At 61.4% G+C, this 18,584-nt stretch carries 20 protein-coding genes; 11 read left to right on the top strand and 9 right to left on the bottom strand.

Annotation, left to right across the window (positions count from 1 at the left end; genetic code table 11):
* Positions 1-25: 25 nt before the first annotated feature.
* The 4 genes from BLS60_RS08130 (at position 26) to BLS60_RS08115 (ending at position 4,832) form a co-directional block, all read left to right on the top strand.
* Positions 26-967: an acetaldehyde dehydrogenase (acetylating) gene (locus tag BLS60_RS08130; RefSeq protein WP_092366773.1), complete on the top strand. Its 942-nt coding sequence runs from the start codon at positions 26-28 to the stop codon at positions 965-967.
* Positions 964-1,977 (top strand): 4-hydroxy-2-oxovalerate aldolase, encoded by a 1,014-nt coding sequence (gene dmpG / locus BLS60_RS08125; protein WP_092366770.1) that lies wholly within the window; start codon positions 964-966, stop codon positions 1,975-1,977. The genes BLS60_RS08130 and dmpG overlap by 4 nt, the downstream gene beginning before the upstream one ends.
* Before the next feature lie 230 nt (positions 1,978-2,207).
* On the top strand, positions 2,208-2,984 hold the full coding sequence (locus tag BLS60_RS08120; RefSeq protein ID WP_092366767.1) for a ferredoxin--NADP reductase: 777 nt from the start codon (positions 2,208-2,210) through the stop codon (positions 2,982-2,984).
* A gap of 282 nt (positions 2,985-3,266) precedes the next feature.
* Positions 3,267-4,832 (top strand): TerC family protein, encoded by a 1,566-nt coding sequence (locus BLS60_RS08115; RefSeq protein WP_092366765.1) that lies wholly within the window; start codon positions 3,267-3,269, stop codon positions 4,830-4,832.
* 61 nt (positions 4,833-4,893) lie between these two features.
* Here the strand turns inward: BLS60_RS08115 and mscL are convergent, their stop codons facing one another.
* Positions 4,894-5,307, bottom strand: coding sequence for a large-conductance mechanosensitive channel protein MscL (gene mscL, locus BLS60_RS08110; RefSeq protein ID WP_092366762.1), 414 nt, complete (start codon positions 5,305-5,307; stop codon positions 4,894-4,896).
* Positions 5,308-5,574: 267 nt separating this feature from the next.
* On the opposite strand from mscL, the gene BLS60_RS08105 reads away from it, so the two are divergent.
* On the top strand, positions 5,575-5,823 hold the full coding sequence (locus BLS60_RS08105; RefSeq protein ID WP_092366759.1) for a DUF465 domain-containing protein: 249 nt from the start codon (positions 5,575-5,577) through the stop codon (positions 5,821-5,823).
* Positions 5,824-5,902: 79 nt separating this feature from the next.
* Positions 5,903-6,139, top strand: a complete 237-nt coding sequence (locus tag BLS60_RS08100) for an HP1242/YdcH family protein (protein ID WP_092366756.1) — start codon at positions 5,903-5,905, stop codon at positions 6,137-6,139.
* Positions 6,140-6,306: 167 nt separating this feature from the next.
* On the opposite strand, the gene BLS60_RS08095 is transcribed toward BLS60_RS08100, so the two are convergent.
* Positions 6,307-6,792, bottom strand: a complete 486-nt coding sequence (locus tag BLS60_RS08095; protein WP_092366753.1) for a GNAT family N-acetyltransferase — start codon at positions 6,790-6,792, stop codon at positions 6,307-6,309.
* A gap of 135 nt (positions 6,793-6,927) precedes the next feature.
* On the opposite strand from BLS60_RS08095, the gene radA reads away from it, so the two are divergent.
* Entirely contained in the window at positions 6,928-8,292 is a 1,365-nt protein-coding gene (gene radA, locus BLS60_RS08090) for a DNA repair protein RadA (RefSeq protein ID WP_070880096.1), read from the top strand.
* Positions 8,293-8,316: 24 nt separating this feature from the next.
* On the opposite strand, the gene BLS60_RS21470 is transcribed toward radA, so the two are convergent.
* Both BLS60_RS21470 and BLS60_RS08085 read right to left on the bottom strand, forming a co-directional pair.
* Complete coding sequence (locus tag BLS60_RS21470) at positions 8,317-8,481, bottom strand: hypothetical protein (RefSeq protein WP_164090890.1); 165 nt, start codon at positions 8,479-8,481, stop codon at positions 8,317-8,319.
* 125 nt (positions 8,482-8,606) lie between these two features.
* Positions 8,607-8,975, bottom strand: coding sequence for a PilZ domain-containing protein (locus BLS60_RS08085; protein ID WP_070880095.1), 369 nt, complete (start codon positions 8,973-8,975; stop codon positions 8,607-8,609).
* Positions 8,976-9,245: 270 nt separating this feature from the next.
* On the opposite strand from BLS60_RS08085, the gene yjiA reads away from it, so the two are divergent.
* Complete coding sequence (gene yjiA, locus BLS60_RS08080; protein WP_092366750.1) at positions 9,246-10,211, top strand: GTPase; 966 nt, start codon at positions 9,246-9,248, stop codon at positions 10,209-10,211.
* A 73-nt stretch (positions 10,212-10,284) separates the two neighbouring features.
* Here yjiA and rpoD read toward each other — a convergent pair whose 3' ends face one another.
* The 3 genes from rpoD to rpsU form a co-directional block, all read right to left on the bottom strand.
* Entirely contained in the window at positions 10,285-12,129 is a 1,845-nt protein-coding gene (gene rpoD, locus BLS60_RS08075) for an RNA polymerase sigma factor RpoD (protein WP_070880093.1), read from the bottom strand.
* A gap of 67 nt (positions 12,130-12,196) precedes the next feature.
* Positions 12,197-14,176: a DNA primase gene (dnaG, locus tag BLS60_RS08070; RefSeq protein WP_092366748.1), complete on the bottom strand. Its 1,980-nt coding sequence runs from the start codon at positions 14,174-14,176 to the stop codon at positions 12,197-12,199.
* Between the two features lie 142 nt (positions 14,177-14,318).
* The gene (gene rpsU, locus BLS60_RS08065) at positions 14,319-14,534 is read right to left on the bottom strand and encodes a 30S ribosomal protein S21 (RefSeq protein WP_003296736.1); all 216 of its coding nucleotides are present in this window, start codon (positions 14,532-14,534) and stop codon (positions 14,319-14,321) included.
* Positions 14,535-14,739: 205 nt separating this feature from the next.
* Here rpsU and tsaD point away from each other — a divergent pair, with 205 nt between their 5' ends.
* Complete coding sequence (gene tsaD, locus BLS60_RS08060; protein ID WP_092366745.1) at positions 14,740-15,765, top strand: tRNA (adenosine(37)-N6)-threonylcarbamoyltransferase complex transferase subunit TsaD; 1,026 nt, start codon at positions 14,740-14,742, stop codon at positions 15,763-15,765.
* A gap of 43 nt (positions 15,766-15,808) precedes the next feature.
* Here tsaD and plsY read toward each other — a convergent pair whose 3' ends face one another.
* Complete coding sequence (gene plsY / locus BLS60_RS08055) at positions 15,809-16,378, bottom strand: glycerol-3-phosphate 1-O-acyltransferase PlsY (RefSeq protein ID WP_070880437.1); 570 nt, start codon at positions 16,376-16,378, stop codon at positions 15,809-15,811.
* 74 nt (positions 16,379-16,452) lie between these two features.
* Here plsY and folB point away from each other — a divergent pair, with 74 nt between their 5' ends.
* Together folB and folK are read left to right on the top strand one after the other, a co-directional pair.
* The gene (folB, locus tag BLS60_RS08050) at positions 16,453-16,809 is read left to right on the top strand and encodes a dihydroneopterin aldolase (RefSeq protein ID WP_092366742.1); all 357 of its coding nucleotides are present in this window, start codon (positions 16,453-16,455) and stop codon (positions 16,807-16,809) included.
* On the top strand, positions 16,800-17,327 hold the full coding sequence (gene folK, locus BLS60_RS08045; protein WP_092366739.1) for a 2-amino-4-hydroxy-6-hydroxymethyldihydropteridine diphosphokinase: 528 nt from the start codon (positions 16,800-16,802) through the stop codon (positions 17,325-17,327). Before folB ends, folK begins: the two co-directional genes overlap by 10 nt.
* On the opposite strand, the gene BLS60_RS08040 is transcribed toward folK, so the two are convergent.
* The gene (locus tag BLS60_RS08040; protein WP_092366736.1) at positions 17,324-18,556 is read right to left on the bottom strand and encodes a multifunctional CCA addition/repair protein; all 1,233 of its coding nucleotides are present in this window, start codon (positions 18,554-18,556) and stop codon (positions 17,324-17,326) included. The genes folK and BLS60_RS08040 overlap by 4 nt on opposite strands.
* Positions 18,557-18,584 lie beyond the last annotated feature (28 nt).

Below are 18,584 nucleotides of genomic sequence, written 5' to 3'. Positions count from 1 at the left end.
GACGCCCGTGTTCTGGAGAATATAAATGAGCAGAAAGCTGAAAGTCGCCATCGTTGGCTCGGGCAATATCGGCACCGACCTGATGATCAAGGTGATGCGCAACGCCAAATATCTGGAGATGGGGGCGATGGTTGGCATCGACGCCAACTCCGACGGCCTGGCGCGTGCCGCCCGCCTGGGCGTTGCCACCACCCATGAAGGCGTCGAAGGCCTGACCCGGCTGCCGGTATTCGCCGACATCGATTTCGTCTTCGATGCCACCAGCGCCGGTGCCCACGTGAAGAACGATGCCTTTCTGCGCAGCGTTAAGCCCGGTATCCGCCTGATCGATCTGACGCCTGCGGCTATCGGTCCCTACTGCGTGCCGGTGGTCAACCTTGAGCAGAACCTGGCGCAGCTCAACGTCAACATGGTCACCTGCGGCGGCCAGGCGACCATCCCGATGGTCGCTGCCGTATCTCAAGTGGCCAAGGTGCATTACGCCGAGATCATCGCCTCGATCGCCAGCAAGTCGGCTGGCCCCGGCACGCGCGCCAATATTGACGAGTTCACCGAAACCACCAGCAAGGCCATCGAAGTGATCGGCGGCGCGGCCAAGGGCAAGGCGATCATCGTCATGAACCCCGCCGAGCCGCCGCTGATGATGCGCGACACCGTATTCGTGCTTTCGGAGGCGGTGGATCAGGCCAAGGTCGAAGCCAGCGTCGAGGCGATGGCGGCCGCCGTGCAGGCGTACGTGCCAGGCTATCGCCTCAAGCAGCGGGTGCAGTTCGACGTGATCCCCGAATCGGCGCCGCTGAACATTCCCGGCCATGGTCGCTTCAGCGGGCTGAAGACCTCGATCTTTCTCGAAGTGGAAGGCGCCGCCCACTATCTGCCGGCCTACGCCGGCAACCTCGACATCATGACCTCCGCTGCGCTGGCCACCGCCGAGCGTATGGCGCTGTCGATGGGAGCCTCGGCATGAGCAAGAAACTGTATATCTCCGACGTGACCCTGCGCGACGGCAGCCACGCAATCCGCCACCAGTACTCGATCCAGAACGTGCAGGACATCGCCCGTGCCCTGGACCAAGCCAAGGTCGACTCCATCGAAGTCACCCATGGCGATGGTCTGCAAGGCTCCAGCTTCAACTACGGCTTTGGCGCCCACAGCGACCTTGAGTGGATCGAAGCGGCGGCCGATGTCATCGAACATGCGCGTATCGCCGTATTGCTATTACCGGGTATCGGCACCGTGCATGACCTCAAAGCCGCCTACGATGCAGGTGCCCGCACCGTAAGGGTGGCCACCCACTGCACCGAGGCGGATGTATCTAAACAGCACATCGAATACGCCCGTTCGCTCGGCATGGACACCGTAGGCTTCCTGATGATGAGCCACATGATTCCGGCCGACGAGCTGGCCCGCCAGGGCAAGCTGATGGAGAGCTACGGGGCGCAGTGCATCTACATGGCCGATTCCGGTGGCGCCATGAACATGAACGACATCCGCGACCGCATGCGTGCGTTCAAGGCGACGTTGAACCCGCAAACTCAGACCGGCATGCACGCCCACCACAACCTCAGCCTCGGCGTGGCCAACTCCATCGTCGCTGTAGAAGAAGGCTGTGATCGCGTCGATGCCAGCCTGGCCGGCATGGGCGCGGGCGCTGGCAACGCGCCGCTGGAAGTGTTTATCGCCGCCGCCGAGCGCCTTGGTTGGAACCACGGTACCGACCTCTACAAGCTGATGGACGCCGCTGATGATCTGGTGCGTCCGCTGCAGGATCGCCCGGTGCGGGTTGATCGCGAAACCCTCGGCCTGGGTTATGCCGGCGTCTACTCCAGTTTCCTGCGTCACGCTGAAGTGGCTGCCGAGAAGTATGGGCTGAAAACTCTCGACATCCTCGTCGAGCTTGGCAAACGGCGCATGGTCGGCGGCCAGGAAGACATGATCGTCGATGTCGCGCTGGATCTGCTCGCCCGTCGTGCCTGACCCCTACCAGTGATGAGTATTCCCATGCGCTGTACGGGAGTCTCGTCAATCACGCTCCGTGTCATGTCATGTTGCGGCTCGGCTGCCAGGCACACGGACGCAGAGCGTCCTGAGCTGCGTTCCCACGCTGTAGCCTGGGAACGCTCTACAGTGGATGTCCTTGCGATTTAGCGGTTTTTGTTGCGCAGCTTTTGCGCGACACTGCCGTCATGATCGCCCAGGAGCCCCGTATGAGCGTCAGCGAAGAAAAATTCACCCGCCAGACCTTGCTCGAGGTGCAGACGCTCACCCCGAGTCTGTTCACCTTGCGCACCACCCGTGACGCCGGGTTTCGTTTTCGCGCCGGGCAGTTCGTGCGTCTGGGCGTGGAAAAGGCCGATGGTTCGGTGGTCTGGCGCGCGTATTCGCTGGTGTCGGCGCCCCATGACGAGCACCTGGAGTTCTTTTCCATCGTGGTGCCTGGCGGCGAGTTCACCAGCGAACTGAGCCGCTTGCGCGTCGGCGATACGCTGCTGGTGGAGAAGATGGCCACCGGTTACCTGACCCTTGATCGCTTTGTCGATGGCTGGGACCTCTGGCTGCTCGGTAGCGGCACGGGCATCGCGCCGTTCCTGTCGATGCTGCAGGACTTCGAGGTCTGGGAGCGTTTCGAGCGCATCGTGCTGGTGTACAGCGCGAGGTCGCTCGACGAGCTGGCCTACCAGCCGATGATCCACGGTTTCGCCGAGTTGGAACACCTGGCCGAGTACACCCACAAGCTCACCTACCTGCCGGTGGTGACGCGCGAGCAGGCGCCGGGTTGCCTGAACGCGCGTATCACCGATCTGCTCGACAGTGGCGAGCTGGAGCGTGCCGCCGGTCTGGAGCTGACGCCCGAGCATTCACGGCTGATGATCTGCGGCAACCCGCAGATGATCGACGACATTCGCCAGCGCCTGAAGGCCCGCAACCTCAACCTAAGCCTGACGCGGCGGCCCGGTCAGGTGGCGGTGGAAAACTACTGGTAAAGCGCGGTTACAAACTTGCCGCTTTCAGTGTGACTCGCGCTCCAGTAGATTGCCGAGTCTGTTTCCCATTTTTCGGTCTTCATGGACAGCGACAGTAGACGACCGCCCTCGCCAACTTGGACGAGGGCGTTACTTCCCAAAGGCAGCGCCGCCCGGTGCCAGTCTTCCGCGCAGCAGAACGTTGCGCCTATTTCCCTTCAGTCGAGCTTCCACGCGCTTGCCTTGTGCCTGCGCGATGCTTTCGGCTGCCTTCGTTTTCCCCTAAAGAGAGCTACACACTAAATGGAATGGATCGCTGATCCTACGGCCTGGCTGGGCCTGTTGACCCTGATCGTCCTGGAAATTGTCCTGGGCATCGACAACTTGGTGTTCATCGCCATCCTCGCCGACAAGCTGCCCCCCGAGCAGCGTGACCGTGCCCGTCTGATCGGCCTGAGCCTGGCGATGATCATGCGCCTGGGCCTGCTGGCGAGTATCGCGTGGCTGGTCACGTTGACCGAGCCGCTGATCGACGTATTCGGCAAGACCTTCTCCGGCCGTGACCTGATCATGCTGTTCGGCGGTGTGTTCCTGTTGTTCAAGGCCACCATGGAGTTGCACGAACGCCTCGAGGGCCGCACCCACCAGCATGGTGGCAGTAAGGTCTATGCGCGTTTCTGGCCGGTTGTGGCGCAGATCATCGTGCTCGACGCGGTGTTCTCGCTGGACGCGGTGATCACTGCTGTGGGCATGGTTGAACACCTGCAGGTGATGATGATCGCTGTGGTGATCTCCATGGGTCTGATGATCGTCGCCAGCAAGCCGCTGACTGCGTTCGTCAACGCGCGCCCGACGGTGATCATGCTGTGTCTGGGCTTCCTGATGATGATCGGTTTCAGCCTGACTGCTGAAGGCCTGGGCTTTCACATTCCGAAAGGCTACCTGTACGCGGCCATCGGTTTCTCGATTCTGATCGAGCTGTTCAACCAGATCGCTCGTTCGCGCCGCAAGCGCAGCCTGCAGGGCCAGCGTGGCTTGCGTGACCGCACGGCACACGCGGTAATGCGCATGCTCGGCGGCAAGGTGCAGGCCGACGAAGTGGGTGAGGACATCGCCGACATGCTCGACGGCGAGCAGGGCGAAACCGCGCTGTTCGACCGCCGTGAGCGGGTGATGATCAGCGGTGTGCTGAACATGGCCGAACTGTCGATCCAGAAGGTCATGACCGACCGTATGGAAGTCGACCGCATCAACCTCGACGACGCGCCAGAGAAGATCCACCAGGCGCTGCTCGACTCGCCACATTCGCGCCTCGTGGTCACCCGTAACGACTCCCGTGATGAGCCGCTGGGCTATATCCACAAGAAGGAGCTGTTCAAGGAGTTGCTCAAGGGCCAGCAGCCGGATATCGAGAGCCTGGTACGTGCACCGATCAACCTGCCGGACAGCTCGACCGTGCTTACGGCCCTGGAGCAGATGCGCCAGGCGTCTACCCACGTGGCCTTCGTGGTCAACGAGTTTGGCGGCTTTGAAGGGTTGCTGACCCTCACTGACATTCTCGAGGCGATTGCCGGCGAGCTGCCCGACGCCAGCGAAGTGGATGGCCCCGACGTCGAGGAAGTGGAGGGTGGTTTCCGCGTCAATGGCGCGGTCAATCTGGCGGTGCTGCGCGATCGCCTGGAGTTTTCTGCACGGCCGACCGACGACTATCAGACGCTGGCGGGCCTGGCCATGAGCCTGCTTGATCGTCTGCCGCTGATTGGTGACAAGGTCGAGTACCTGGGCTGGGAGTTGACGGTCATCGAGGTCAAGGAGCGTCGGGTTACACGCGTGCTGCTCAAGCGTGTCGATAGCGAAACCATCCAGTGACGATCATTGGCTGAACAAAAACGGCGCCCCATGGGGCGCCGTTTTTCGTTGTGCGGTACGGTCAGTCCTTGTGCTGCTGGGTTTTCAACAGGTCACGAATTTCCGTCAGCAAGACTTCCTGAGTGCTCGGTGCTGGCGGCACCGACGGTGCCACGGCTTCCTGACGCTTGAGGCGGTTGATGGCCTTGACGCCCATAAAGATGGCGAACGCGACTATCACGAAGTCAAGAACCGTCTGGATGAAGCGCCCGTAAGCCAGCACCACGGCAGGCAGATCGCCCTCGGCCGTCTTGAGGGTGATCGCCAGGTCGGAGAAATCCACGCCGCCGATCAGCAGGCCCAATGGCGGCATGATCACGTCACCGACGAACGATGAGACGATCTTGCCGAACGCGGCACCGATGATGATACCGACCGCCATGTCGACGACATTGCCTTTGACGGCAAACGCCTTGAATTCATTGATCATGCCCATGTGCAACTCCCACTGGTCTAATTCGTGCGCTGAAGTGTAAGTCACTCCTGCTCGTTTGCCATGCGCCGCTGCCGGGCCAGGCGTATCGCTTGTGACCCCGTCGTTGTGAAATTGTCCGAATTCATTACAGGGCTGGTTCTTCGCGCAAGGTTGGCCGTTAGCCTATTTGGCGTGACGGACCTGACCTCGCCTGCGTTGATGCGGGTCAACATCGGATACCAGTGGCACGATTAAAGTCGCCTCAAACCCATTAACCGAGGCTCGGCCATGCACATCGATTATTCCGCTCAGTCAGAAAAGGCGTACCGCGACAACCCGACCTATGCCGCGCTGGCCGAGCAGTACGATGATGTCGACCGACGTATCGCGCGCATCGAAAACGGTATTGAGCGGTCCGACGGGTTGCCGCTTGCTGCGCTTAAACTGCGGCGTTCCGGCTTGCGCGAAGACTTGGCGCGACACCTGCGCAAGTCCGAGAGCGGCTGCTGCAATTGCGGCAAGAACTGCGCGGGCTGACGCAGCTCGTCGGGGGGCTGAATAGGCCACGGTAGCCTGAGGTCAATCCTTGAACACCCTCTGTGAACAGGAGTGACCCATGACTGCCGAGCACAATCTACGTGAGGAATTTCGTGAGTACGGAGACGCTTTGACCGAGCGGCGCAAAAGCGATCCGGGCTTCGATGGCCTGGTAGGCCGCTATCAGGAGTTGGACAAGCAGATCGTCGATCTCGAATCCGGCGACCAGCCGTTCGATGACGAAACGCTGGGGAGGCTGCGCCGCGAGCGCGTGCTACTCAAGGACAAGATCGTCCAGCAATTGACAGCGGCCTGATGGCCTCGCTCCAGCGATCACTAACGTAGCCCTGCCTTGAACGCAGTAATCCCTGGGGCTTGGCAGGTCGCCTGATCGATAGCGATTCCTGAGTATCGCTACGCTCAACCGCAGGCTATGAAACCGCGCCGCTGGGGATTTCTCGGCGGCGCAATCCCTCTCGCAGGCTACGGATGCAGGACGAAGCGGTGCAGCCCGGGTTCGTTTTTATCGGCGTGCAGCGTTTGCATCTTCAAGGGCAACGCCGCGAGTACCTGGCTACAGAAGGCCGTGGCCAGGGCATCCTGCTCGTAGCAGCAGATCAGCCAGCGGCGCCCATCGCTGACCGTTTGCTGCAGCACCGCGCGGCCGATGCCCAGGCGGCGGTATTTGCGCAGCAGAAACAGATCGGCGAACTCCATCTCGGCGATATTCAGGTCTTCGCTGGTTTCCAGCAGCAGGAAGCCGGCAATAAAGCCATCGACCACAATCAGTTGCGCGCTCCAGCCGGCGTCCTGCCAGTAGCGCTGCAGGTGCGGCTCGTGGACGTAAAAGCGCCCGTCGAGCTCGACATCCTCCTGCTCCCAATCCGACGACTCATAGGCGTAGAACTGGTACAGGTTGCGGATCAGCGGCAATTGCTCGGCGCTGACAGGAACGAGTTCGATCGACATGGTGGGTATCTCGCAGGTGAGCGGCGCATTATCGATGGACGCGGGACCAGCGGGTAGCCCGGCTGCCGAAAGTCTGTAAATTTATCCAGTTGTTCGGTATCGTTTCGACCTTCGCTTTTCAGCAGGACGACCCCCATGGCCAAGGCCAAACGCTTGTATGGCTGCACCGAGTGCGGCGCGACCTTCCCCAAATGGGCCGGGCAGTGCGGCGAGTGCGGCGCCTGGAACACGCTAACCGAAACCATGATCGACGCGGGCGCGGCGACCCCCAGCGGGCGAGGCGGCTGGACGGGTGCGCAGGCTCAGCTGAAGACCTTGGCCGAGGTGAGTGTCGAGGAGACGCCGCGCTTTTCCACCGCGTCTGCAGAGCTCGACCGAGTGCTCGGTGGCGGCCTGGTCGATGGCTCGGTGGTGTTGATCGGCGGCGACCCAGGCATCGGTAAGTCGACCATCCTGCTGCAGACGTTGTGCAATATTGCCCAGCGGTTCCCTGCGCTTTACGTCACCGGTGAAGAATCCCAGCAGCAGGTGGCGATGCGCGCCCGGCGTCTGGGCCTGCCTGAAGACAAGCTCAAGGTGATGACCGAGACGTGCATCGAAAGCATCATCGCCACGGCTCGCCAGGAAAAGCCCAAGGTGATGGTGATCGACTCGATCCAGACCATCTTCACCGAACAGCTGCAGTCGGCGCCCGGCGGAGTTGCCCAAGTGCGCGAGAGTGCTGCGCTTTTGGTGCGCTTTGCCAAGCAGAGCGGTACGGCGATCTTTCTGGTCGGCCACGTCACCAAGGAAGGCGCGCTGGCCGGGCCGCGAGTGCTCGAGCACATGGTCGACACCGTGCTGTATTTCGAAGGTGACCCCGATGGCCGTCTGCGCCTGCTGCGCGCGGTGAAGAACCGTTTCGGCGCGATCAACGAGCTTGGCGTGTTCGGCATGACCGACAAGGGCCTCAAGGAAGTCAGCAATCCCTCGGCAATCTTCCTCACACGAGCGCGAGAGGAAGTGCCGGGCAGCATCGTCATGGCCACATGGGAAGGCACGCGGCCAATGCTGGTAGAAGTTCAGGCGCTGGTCGATACCAGCCATATGGGCAATCCGCGCCGGGTCACGCTCGGTCTGGATCAAAACCGCTTGGCCATGTTGCTGGCCGTGCTGCATCGCCACGGCGGCATTCCCACCTACGACCAGGATGTGTTTCTCAACGTGGTGGGTGGTGTGAAGGTGCTGGAAACCGCCTCTGATCTGGCACTGATGGCGGCCGTGATCTCCAGCTTGCGCAACCGGCCGCTGCCGCACGATTTGCTGGTGTTTGGTGAGGTGGGGTTGTCTGGCGAGATACGTCCCGTGCCGAGTGGTCAGGAGCGTCTCAAGGAGGCCGCCAAGCACGGCTTCAAGCGCGCCATCGTGCCAAAGGGCAACGCGCCTAAAGAAGCACCGGCTGGTTTGCAGGTTGTGGCTGTGACGCGTCTGGAGCAGGCGCTGGACGCGCTCTTCGAATAGGCGCGTCCGGCATTCATTGCCTGGTCAGTGAATCAGGCAGTTGGCATCGGCCTGCTTGCGACGTTCTACACGCTGGCCGATCAGCGCCAGCCAGCTGCTGGCCCGCGCCGGGCGCGCTGCACCCTGTTGGGATTTGGCAGGGCGAGGCGAGGGAAAATTGACTGCTTGGGTAAGCGCGGCGCTGATCATGACGGTGCCTCCTGGGGAATGTTCCCCTGTTGGGTTCGTCTTTATCCTGCGACCTGCCGCCTTGCCGGCGTTTGATCGAGGTCAATAATCGCCGCAGCGCCACCGCGGCAGTACGCCGCACACCCTCAGTCTTCCTCGCACAACGCAGCCAGCTCGCGCTCAAGCAATTGTTCATCGCCCAGGTTTAGCTCGACCAGACGACGCAGGTGGCTCATGGAGTCGAGATCGATGTGGTGGCAGAGAAAACCGAGCACGCGCTCCTCGCGATGCACCAACTCCACCTGCATGCTCACCTGCAGCTTGTCATCAAGGATGATGCGCAGTAGGTAGTCCTGGCCAGTCTCGCCTTCCCAGTTCCAAGGGCGCCGTACCAGCACGCCCTTGAAGGAAACATCGTGCAGTTCTACCTGCCAGGTCTGCTCGCCCTGGATGATTTCCGCAGGGGCATCGAAAGCGATGCGTTGGAAGCGCCGGCGTTCGTGGTTGTCGCTCATGGAAAAATGTCCTCTATTGGTTCGCTCACTATAGCCAAGTGAGCGCGACGACGCTGATGAAGCGCACTCATCGTGCAATTGTTCAGTGGGGGATGAGTGACGTGAACCCGCTTCGCAGGGATGATGCATGCGGATCAGACCTTTGCTGCGAGCAGACGTTGATGTTTGATCGCTAGGTTTTAGGCCTCGCTTATCAGCGGCATGCTCACGAGGCTCACCTTTTTTTGCGGCACCCGGGTTGCTGCACCCTTCATTCAGAGAGCTGTGTTTATGCCTGTTACGCCCATCCCGGTCACCGTGCTCAGTGGTTTTCTCGGGGCTGGCAAGACCACCCTGTTACGCCACATGTTGAGAACCGAGCATGGGCTGCGGCTTGCGGTCATCGAAAACGAATACAGCGATACGCCGATCGACAGTCGTTTGCTGGGCGATGCGCCGGTCAAGGTCATGACGCTCGCCAACGGTTGCGTGTGCTGTTCCATTCTCGGCGAACTGGAAAAGGCGCTGTTGCTGTTATTGGAGAAGCGTGATGCCGGTGAGCTGCAATTTGATCGGCTGGTGATCGAGTGCACCGGCCTGGCTGATCCCGCGCCGGTAGCCCAGACGTTTCTCGCCACGCCGGAGCTCTGCGAGCGCTACCGCCTGGACGGCATCATCACCCTGGTAGATGCCGTCAATGCCGGGCGCCACCTTCAGGAACCCATCGCCCAGGCTCAGGTTGGGTTCGCTGACCGTATCCTGCTGAGCAAGACCGACCTGGTTGATGCGGCGACCCTTGAGGCATTGAGTGCGCGGCTGCAACGCATCAATCGGCAGGCGCCTATCCATGTGGTCGAGCACGGGGCTGTCGACCTGGGCGAGTTGTTTGGTGTACAGGGCTTCGAGTTGAACGGTAACGCCACGCCAAGGCTGCGCCCCGTGGCGGCTGGCAAAAGCAGCGACCGCATCGCTACACTGGTGCTGACCACCACCACGCCAATCGATCTGCAGCGGCTCAGTGGCTTTATGGAGACCCTTTTACACGATCACGGCAACGCTCTGCTGCGTTACAAGGGCGTGCTCGATATCGCCGGAGAGTCGCGGCGCATGGTGTTTCAGGGCGTATTGCAGCTGTATGGCTTCGACTGGGACGAGGAGTGGGGCGTCGATGAGGCGCGCGAGAGCGTGATCGTCTTCATCGGCGACAGCCTGCCTAACGAGGCGATTCAGGAAAGCTTTGCAGCGCTCACAGCCTGAGACCCTGCTATAAGCCGACGAAAAAAATGCCGGGCAGCTCACGCTGACCGGCATTTTTTCTGCCCGTGAATCCTTACTCGTCGAGGAACGAGCGCAGGTGTTCGCTACGGGTCGGATGACGCAGCTTGCGCAGCGCCTTGGCCTCGATCTGACGAATACGCTCACGGGTAACGTCGAACTGCTTGCCCACTTCCTCAAGGGTGTGGTCAGTGTTCATGTCGATACCGAAGCGCATACGCAGGACCTTGGCTTCGCGGGCAGTCAGACCGGAAAGCACGTCGCGCGTGGCTTCCTTGAGACTTTCCACGGTGGCTACGTCGATCGGGGACTGCATGGTGCTGTCCTCGATGAAGTCGCCCAGGTGTGAATCTTCGTCGTCGCCGATCGGGGTTTCCATGGAGATCGGCTCTTTGGCGATCTTCAATACCTTACGGATCTTGTCCTCAGGCATTTCCATGCGCTCACCCAGCTCTTCCGGAGTAGGCTCGCGGCCCATCTCCTGAAGCATCTGACGAGAGATGCGGTTGAGCTTGTTGATCGTCTCGATCATGTGCACCGGAATACGGATGGTGCGTGCCTGGTCAGCGATCGAGCGAGTGATCGCCTGACGAATCCACCAGGTGGCATAGGTCGAGAACTTGTAGCCGCGACGGTATTCGAACTTGTCTACCGCTTTCATCAAACCGATGTTGCCTTCCTGGATCAGATCGAGGAATTGCAGGCCACGGTTGGTGTACTTCTTGGCGATCGAGATCACCAGACGCAGGTTGGCTTCGACCATCTCTTTCTTCGCGCGGCGGGCTTTCGCCTCACCGATCGACATGCGACGGTTGATGTCCTTGATCTCTGCAAGCGTCAGGTCGCTCTCGTCCTGCAGGGCAATCAGCTTCTGCTGGCAGCGCTGAATATCCGCTTCCAGATTGCCGATGGCTTCTGCGTATTTGGACTTGCCTTTGGCCAGGCTGGCAGCCCAACCCAGGTCCACTTCATTGCCTGGGAACAGGCGCAGGAAGTCGGCACGCGGCATGCGGGCATCACGCACACACAGTTGCATGATGGCGCGTTCCTGACCACGCAGACGATCCAGTGCACCACGAACATGCACAACCAGCGCTTCGTACTGCTTGGGCACCAGCTTGATCGGCATGAACAGCTCGGCCAGCGCTTGCAGCTCGGCGATCGCCTGCTTGCTGCTGCGGCCGTGCTTCTTCAGCGCTTTCTTGGCGATTTCCAGCTGATCAGCGACTGCGGTGAAGCGGCGCAGGGCCTCTTCAGGATCCGGGCCACCGTCGCCTTCTTCTTCCTCGTCGTCGCTATCGCCGTCTTCTTCTTCATCGTCCTTTTCAGTAGCGGCATCAGTCGTGGCAGGCACGGGTGCAGCAGCTTCAGCAGGAACGATGCCGTCATCCGGATCGATATAACCACTGAGTACCTCGACCAGACGGCCGCCCTCGGTGGTGACGCGGGTGTATTCGGCAAGAATGCCGTCTACGGTCCCGGGGAAGTGAGCGATGGCACCCATGACTTCACGGATGCCTTCCTCGATACGCTTGGCGATTTCGATCTCGCCTTCACGGGTCAGCAGTTCCACGGTGCCCATTTCACGCATGTACATGCGCACTGGGTCCGTGGTGCGACCGATATCGGTTTCAACCGCAGCCAACGCAGCAGCAGCTTCTTCAGCGGCGGCTTCATCGGTGTCGGCATCAGCCAGCATCAGGGCGTCTGCATCCGGAGCACTCTCGTGTACCGGGATCCCCATGTCATTGATCATGCGGATGATGTCTTCCACCTGCTCAGGATCTGAAATATCCTCAGGCAGGTGGTCGTTGACCTCTGCGTAAGTCAGATACTTCTGCTCACGACCCAGGGTGATCAACTCTTTGATACGAGATTGCTGTTGCGCTTTTCCGGACATAACACCCTATCCACTGAAGGTCTTGGCGGGCTGAAAACAAGCCGAGGATTATACCTCAGCTCGGCGCTCAGGCGCCAGTTGGGGTCTTGCTGGGCGAGTTAAGGCTGCTGTAATGCTCACGGAGCAGTGCCTTTTCCTCGTCGGTGAGTTCGCTCGGGCTTTTCTGCATGACGCTGCGCAGAGCGGTTTCGCGTCGTCTTAACGACTGGCTATGGGCAAGTGTAGTAATGGTGTCGAAAAACTGCCGTTCAAGGTTGTCGTGATCGATTAGCCATTCTTTTTCTGCCAGTACCTTGAGCAGGCGACCCTGGTCGGTGCCGTGCCAGCGGGCGATCAGCTGCAGCGAACGCAGCCCTGGTTGTTTCTGCAGGGTGCCCACCAGTGCTACAAGTAATTGAGCGTACGTATCGCCTTCTGCGGCAAAGTTGCTGACATCATCGACTCTTTGCGCGAGTTCGGGATGATGCAGCAGGCTGCGCAGCGCAGCCAGGTGGGGCGACTCGACACTCACTGCCGTACGCGGCGGATGATAGTCGTCGCGGCCTTTCTTGCTCCACTTGCCGCCTTCCTTTTTCCACTCGCTTTTGCCCTGTTTTCTGGCTGGGCGCTCGAAAGCCGATGCGGGTGGCTGCGCCTCATAGCTTGGCGCCACATCGTAATAGGCGCTATCCGGGATGTTTTCAAGGGGTGGCGCAAAGCTGGTGTCGGCTTGCTGGGCTGGGGCGTGCGTTGGTCGGCCTGCAGGTGCTGACATCTGGTTCAGGGCCTCGACGCTGAGGCCGGTAATCTGTGTCAGGCGCTGGCGCATCAGTGCGCGCAGTGTGTTGCCGGGAATCTTGTCGATCAGCGGCGCGGCCAGGGTGACCAAGTGCGCTTTGCCTTCCAGTGATCGTGGGTCGGCTTCCTCGCTGAGCTGCTGGAAAAAATAATCCGCCAGTGGCTGAGCGTGCTGCTGGATGCGCGCACGAAAAGCGTCGGTGCCTTCGCTGCGCACCAGGGTGTCCGGGTCTTCGCCGTCAGGCAAAAACAGGAACCGTGCCCGGCGGCCATCCTGCAGGTTCGGCAGGGCTGCCTCCAGAGCGCGCCATGCCGCATTGCGGCCGGCCTGGTCGCCGTCGAAGCAGAACAGTACGCTGGGCACCAGGCGGAAAATGCGCTTGAGGTGCTCTTCGCTGGTCGCGGTGCCCAAGGTTGCAACGGCGTTGCGCAGGCCCTGCTGGGCGAGAGCGATGACGTCCATGTAGCCTTCGACCACCATGATTTCATCGAGGTTACGGTTGTGCTTGCGCGCCTCGAACAGCCCGTACAGCTCCTGGCCCTTGTGAAACACCGGCGTTTCCGGCGAGTTCAGGTACTTGGGCTTGTCGTCTCCCAGCACCCGACCGCCAAAGGCGATGACCCGACCGCGGCTGTCATGAATGGGGAAAATCACCCGGTCACGGAAGCGGTCGTAGCGTTTGCCGCTGTCGGGATTCTCTACCAGCAGTCCGGCATCGATCATCGCCTTGTGCTGCAGGCTGTCGCCGGCCAGGTGTTTGAGCAGGTTGTCCCAGCCCGGTGGCGCGAAGCCGAGGCCGAAATCGCGGGCGATCTCACCGGACAGGCCACGGCCTTTCAGATAATCCACCGCGGCGCGGCGTTGCGGATGGCTCTTTAGTGCCTGGCGATAATAGTCCGCAGCGGCTTGGAGCAGGGCGTAGAGCGGCGAGTCGGAAGGCTGGCGGGGTTTGCCACCGCGCCCTCCGTCTTCGCGCGGAACATCCATGCCGGCGCGTTTGGCCAGTTCCTCGACCGCCTGGGGGAACTCCATCTGGTCGTGATCCATCACGAAGCCCAGGGCGTTGCCGCCAGCGCCGCAGCCGAAGCAGTAATAGAACTGCTTGTCCGGACTGACGGTGAAGGAGGGGGATTTTTCCTTGTGGAACGGGCAGCAGGCGCTGTAATTCTTACCGGTTTTCTTCAGCTGGATGCGCGAACTCACCACATCGACGATGTCGGTGCGGTTGAGCAGGTCATCGATAAAAGACTGCGGGATAAGGCCGGCCATAGGTGCTCAATAGTGCCGCAGAGCTGTGCGAAACAGTAGCGGCAAAAACGCAAAAACTCCGATCATTCGCCGGAAGGCGATGCGGAGTCTTTGACGATAATGCCCGGCGTAAGCCGGGCATTCAGACGTTGCGAGTACTGTATTAGTACAGGCGAACGCTACGGCGCTGTTCGCGCTGCACTTTTTTAGCGTGACGCTTAACAGCAGCAGCTGCTTTACGCTTACGCTCGGAAGTCGGCTTTTCGTAGAATTCACGGCTACGAACTTCAGCCAGAACACCGGCTTTTTCGCAGGAGCGCTTGAAACGACGCAGAGCTACGTCGAAGGGTTCGTTCTCTTTAACTTTGACGGCTGGCATCCAGGGCTACCTTCTTTATTACGGAGGTTTGTGTCTTCCTGGCAACAGCGCGGAAAGATCACAGGTTTTTAAGGGTTGCGGATGTTACCGCCTACGCAAGCGGAATGCAAAGCCTCTGATCGAAAAGCACTGGTCTGTGCCGCTTGGCGGCGATTATTATGCCGGCCTTTCACGCCCTGTGGGCTGTTTAATTCAAGGCGAAACCATGCTGGTGCTGGGATTGGAAACTTCGTGCGACGAGACCGGTGTCGCGCTCTACGACAGCGAGCGCGGGCTGCTCGCCGATGCACTGTTCAGCCAGATCGATCTGCACCGTGCCTACGGTGGTGTAGTGCCCGAGCTGGCCTCACGGGATCACGTCAAACGCATGCTGCCGCTGATCCGCCAGGTGCTGGACGAGGCCGGCTGCGTGGCTTCCGACATCGATGCGATCGCCTACACCGCAGGCCCCGGCCTGGTCGGCGCGCTGCTGGTTGGCGCCTCGTGCGCGCAGGCGCTGGCGTTTGCCTGGGATGTGCCGGCAATCGGTGTGCACCACATGGAGGGCCACCTGCTGGCACCCATGCTGGAAGAAACGCCACCTGCTTTTCCTTTCGTAGCGCTGCTGGTGTCGGGCGGGCACACCCAGCTGGTCCGCGTCGACGGCATCGGTGAATACCAGTTGCTCGGTGAGTCGCTTGACGATGCGGCCGGTGAAGCCTTCGACAAGACTGCCAAACTGATGGGCCTGCGCTATCCCGGCGGCCCGGAAATCGCTCGGCTGGCTGAACGCGGCACGCCCGGGCGCTTCGTTTTTCCGCGGCCGATGACCGATCGCCCTGGGCTCGACTTCAGTTTCAGTGGTTTGAAGACCTTCACTCTGAATACCTGGCAGCAGTGCTGCGCCAATGGCGACGACAGCGAGCAGACCCGCTGCGACGTGGCCCTCGCGTTCCAGCAGGCAGTGGTCGAGACATTGACCATCAAGTGCCGCCGGGCGCTCAAGCAGACCGGTCTGAACAGCTTGGTGATCGCCGGTGGCGTAAGTGCCAACAAGGCGCTGCGTCTGTCGTTGGAGGACATGCTGGCAGCGTTGAAGGGCAAGGTTTTTTATGCTCGTCCGGCATTCTGTACAGACAACGGCGCAATGATCGCTTACGCCGGTTGCCAGCGGCTGCTGGCCGGGCAGCATGAGGGGCTGGCCATCACCGTGCAGGCGCGCTGGCCGATGGAGCAACTGCCGCCGCTGTGAGCGCGCTGCAGGCCATCGCATCAGATCCGCTCATCAGATGGATTCAGAAATGCCGCTCACGGCCAGCCCATAGGTCACGCAGATTGCTGCGGTGCCGCCAGACGATCAGCCCGCTGAGCACACACATCGGCAACAGCGCGGCCGGTTGCTGCCAAGCGAGTAGGGGCAGTGTCAGTGGTGCGGCGGTCAAGGCGGCGAGGGAGCTGGTGCGGGTCAGTACGAAGGTCAGGAGCCACGTGCAGAGGGCCAACAGTGCGGCTGGTGGGTACAGACCCAACAGCATGCCGGCGGCGGTGGCCACGCCCTTGCCGCCGCGGAAGCGGAAATACAGCGGATACAGGTGGCCGACCACCGCCGCGAGCCCCAACCAGGCCTGCTGCTGCAGCCCATAACCGAGGTGCGCGGCAACCATGATCGGCAGCAAACCTTTGAATAGATCGCCAATCAGCGTGAGAATGGCCAGGCGTTTACCGGCTACCCGAAGCATATTGGTTGCGCCGGGGTTGCCCGAGCCACTGGCGCGCGGGTCTGCGAGACCGCTCATGCGGCTGAGCAGGATAGCGAAGGACAGCGAGCCGAGCAGGTAGGCGAGGATCGCCAGTAACCAAAACATGGTATCCATTCCGCGCCGGGGGATGCCCGATTCTAACGAGGTACGGCCAGCTTGTCGTGCCGTGGAGAGCGTGCTTGGACACAGTGTTTATCGCGGGCCTGGAAGTCGATACCGTCATCGGTGCTTACGACTGGGAGCGCACCATCCGCCAATGCCTGCAACTGGATTTATGGCTGGGTTGGGACAACCGTCCCGCAGCCGAGGGTGACGACTTGAGCAAGGCGCTGGATTATGCGTCGGTCTCCACGCGCATCCAGGCGTTCGCCAGCGAGTCTCAATTCATCCTCGTGGAAACTTTCGCCGAGCGCCTGGTTGCGTTGCTGATGAACGAGTTCGGCATTCCCTGGGTGCGCCTGCGGCTGACCAAACCGGGTGCTGTGCCCGCGGCCCGTGGCGGTGTCGGCGTGGAGATCGAGCGCGGATGTCGCTAACCCCGATACTGCTGGGCTTGGGCAGCAACATCGAGCGCGAGGTGCATCTGCGTGCCGGGCTCGATGCTTTGGCCGATATGGTCACTGACATGCGCTGCTCGCCGGTCTTCGAGAGTCTGGCTGTCGGCATCAAGAGTGGGCCGTTCTTCAACCTGGTGATCGCCGGACGAACGGCCTTGCCACTGCCCGAGCTGGACCGCCGATTGAAGTTCATCGAGGCCGATAACGGCCGCTATGCGCCTGACCGCAAGGGCTTGCCGCTGGATATCGACGTGCTGATGTACGACGGGCTGGTTGGCAGCTTCGATGGGTTGGTGCTGCCCCGCGAAGAAATTCTCAAGAACGCCTTCGTGCTCAGGCCGTTGGCGTTGTTGGTGCCGGATGCGCTGCATCCGGGCGTGCAACGCAGCTTCGGCGAGTTGTGGCGTGAGGCGCGCATCGAGCAGCAACTGTGGCCGGTGGCCTTCCAATGGCGCGGTGCCGAGCTGACACCCGCCGATCTGCTGCCTTCGCCTTAGCCCGCCTGAGCTGACTGCTTGAACACCTTGAGTGCAGCCAGGCGTTCACGATTCAACGCCTCGCCGAGCTCTGCGCCCTTGTAGCCGCGCTCTAGCAGCGGTTGCACCGCCACCTTGCGTACTGCGTGCATGGCGTCCAGCAGATAAGCGGCTTGCGGGTAATCGCGCTGCTCCAGCCCATGACGGCCGCGTGCGTCCATCTCGCAGGCCGAGACGAACGCCTCGAAACGCTGCGGTCTGCGGAACACGTCGAAGCGCTGCATCAGCTCCAGCAGCGTGGTCGCACGTAGCTCCAGCGCTCTGTGGGCATGGGTGTGCAGTTCGCCAACCAGCTCGGCGAGCTCCTGGCATTCCCTGGGCACCTTGCAGCGGCTGTTGATCGCCTTGATCAGCGGGACGCCGCGGTGCTCGTGTGCGATGTGCCGCGGCCAGTCGGCAGGCTTGGTCCGCCCTTTGCCCACATCGTGGAGCAGGCAGGCCCAGCGCACCGGTAGCGGTTGCTGATGTTCGGCGCACTGCTGCAGTACGGCCAGCACGTGAACGCCGGTGTCGATCTCCGGGTGATGAGCCGGCGGCTGCGGCACGCCGAAAAGCACGTCGACCTCCGGCAGCAGGGCTGCGAGCGCACCACAGTCGCGCATCACCTGAATGAATACATCGGGGCGCGGCTCCATCAGGGCTCGGGAGATTTCCTTCCAGCTGCGCTCGGGTGTCAGTGCATCCAGCTCGCCCGATTCGGCAAGCTGGCGCATCAGCGCCAGCGTGTCGCCCGCCACGACAAAGCCCAGCTCGGCATAGCGAGCGGCGAAGCGGGCTACGCGCAGCACCCGCAGTGGATCTTCTGCGAACGCCGGGGATACGTGGCGCAATTGCCTGTCGGCCAGGTCGCGTTGCCCGCCGTAGGGGTCGATGAGCTGCCCGTGCTCATCTTCGGCAATGGCATTGATGGTCAGGTCGCGGCGAATCAGGTCCTGTTCCAGCGTCACGTCCGGGCTGGCGTGGAAGGTGAAGCCGCCATAGCCGCGGCCACTCTTGCGCTCGGTACGCGCCAGGGCGTATTCCTCGCCGGTTTGCGGGTGCAGAAAAACTGGAAAATCCGCGCCAACTGGGCGGAAGCCCTGTTCCAGCATGGCCTCGGCAGTGGTGCCGACAACCACCCAGTCCACTTCGGTAACCGGGCGGCCGAGCAGGCGGTCGCGCACGGCGCCGCCAACTTTGTAGATGTGCATAGGGTTCTCCGTCATGGGCAAAGAATAA

Source organism: Phytopseudomonas seleniipraecipitans (assembly GCF_900102335.1).
GTDB lineage: Bacteria > Pseudomonadota > Gammaproteobacteria > Pseudomonadales > Pseudomonadaceae > Aquipseudomonas > Aquipseudomonas seleniipraecipitans.
This window is presented reverse-complemented; position numbering and strand designations above follow the sequence as displayed.

Coding starts and splice junctions, on each gene's coding strand:
- BLS60_RS08130 (WP_092366773.1), top strand. CDS start 26: ATGAGCAGAAAGCTGAAAGTCGCCATCGTTGGCTCGGGCAATATCGGC.
- dmpG (WP_092366770.1), top strand. CDS start 964: ATGAGCAAGAAACTGTATATCTCCGACGTGACCCTGCGCGACGGCAGC.
- BLS60_RS08120 (WP_092366767.1), top strand. CDS start 2,208: ATGAGCGTCAGCGAAGAAAAATTCACCCGCCAGACCTTGCTCGAGGTG.
- BLS60_RS08115 (WP_092366765.1), top strand. CDS start 3,267: ATGGAATGGATCGCTGATCCTACGGCCTGGCTGGGCCTGTTGACCCTG.
- mscL (WP_092366762.1), bottom strand. CDS start 5,307: ATGGGCATGATCAATGAATTCAAGGCGTTTGCCGTCAAAGGCAATGTC.
- BLS60_RS08105 (WP_092366759.1), top strand. CDS start 5,575: ATGCACATCGATTATTCCGCTCAGTCAGAAAAGGCGTACCGCGACAAC.
- BLS60_RS08100 (WP_092366756.1), top strand. CDS start 5,903: ATGACTGCCGAGCACAATCTACGTGAGGAATTTCGTGAGTACGGAGAC.
- BLS60_RS08095 (WP_092366753.1), bottom strand. CDS start 6,792: ATGTCGATCGAACTCGTTCCTGTCAGCGCCGAGCAATTGCCGCTGATC.
- radA (WP_070880096.1), top strand. CDS start 6,928: ATGGCCAAGGCCAAACGCTTGTATGGCTGCACCGAGTGCGGCGCGACC.
- BLS60_RS21470 (WP_164090890.1), bottom strand. CDS start 8,481: ATGATCAGCGCCGCGCTTACCCAAGCAGTCAATTTTCCCTCGCCTCGC.
- BLS60_RS08085 (WP_070880095.1), bottom strand. CDS start 8,975: ATGAGCGACAACCACGAACGCCGGCGCTTCCAACGCATCGCTTTCGAT.
- yjiA (WP_092366750.1), top strand. CDS start 9,246: ATGCCTGTTACGCCCATCCCGGTCACCGTGCTCAGTGGTTTTCTCGGG.
- rpoD (WP_070880093.1), bottom strand. CDS start 12,129: ATGTCCGGAAAAGCGCAACAGCAATCTCGTATCAAAGAGTTGATCACC.
- dnaG (WP_092366748.1), bottom strand. CDS start 14,176: ATGGCCGGCCTTATCCCGCAGTCTTTTATCGATGACCTGCTCAACCGC.
- rpsU (WP_003296736.1), bottom strand. CDS start 14,534: ATGCCAGCCGTCAAAGTTAAAGAGAACGAACCCTTCGACGTAGCTCTG.
- tsaD (WP_092366745.1), top strand. CDS start 14,740: ATGCTGGTGCTGGGATTGGAAACTTCGTGCGACGAGACCGGTGTCGCG.
- plsY (WP_070880437.1), bottom strand. CDS start 16,378: ATGTTTTGGTTACTGGCGATCCTCGCCTACCTGCTCGGCTCGCTGTCC.
- folK (WP_092366739.1), top strand. CDS start 16,800: ATGTCGCTAACCCCGATACTGCTGGGCTTGGGCAGCAACATCGAGCGC.
- BLS60_RS08040 (WP_092366736.1), bottom strand. CDS start 18,556: ATGCACATCTACAAAGTTGGCGGCGCCGTGCGCGACCGCCTGCTCGGC.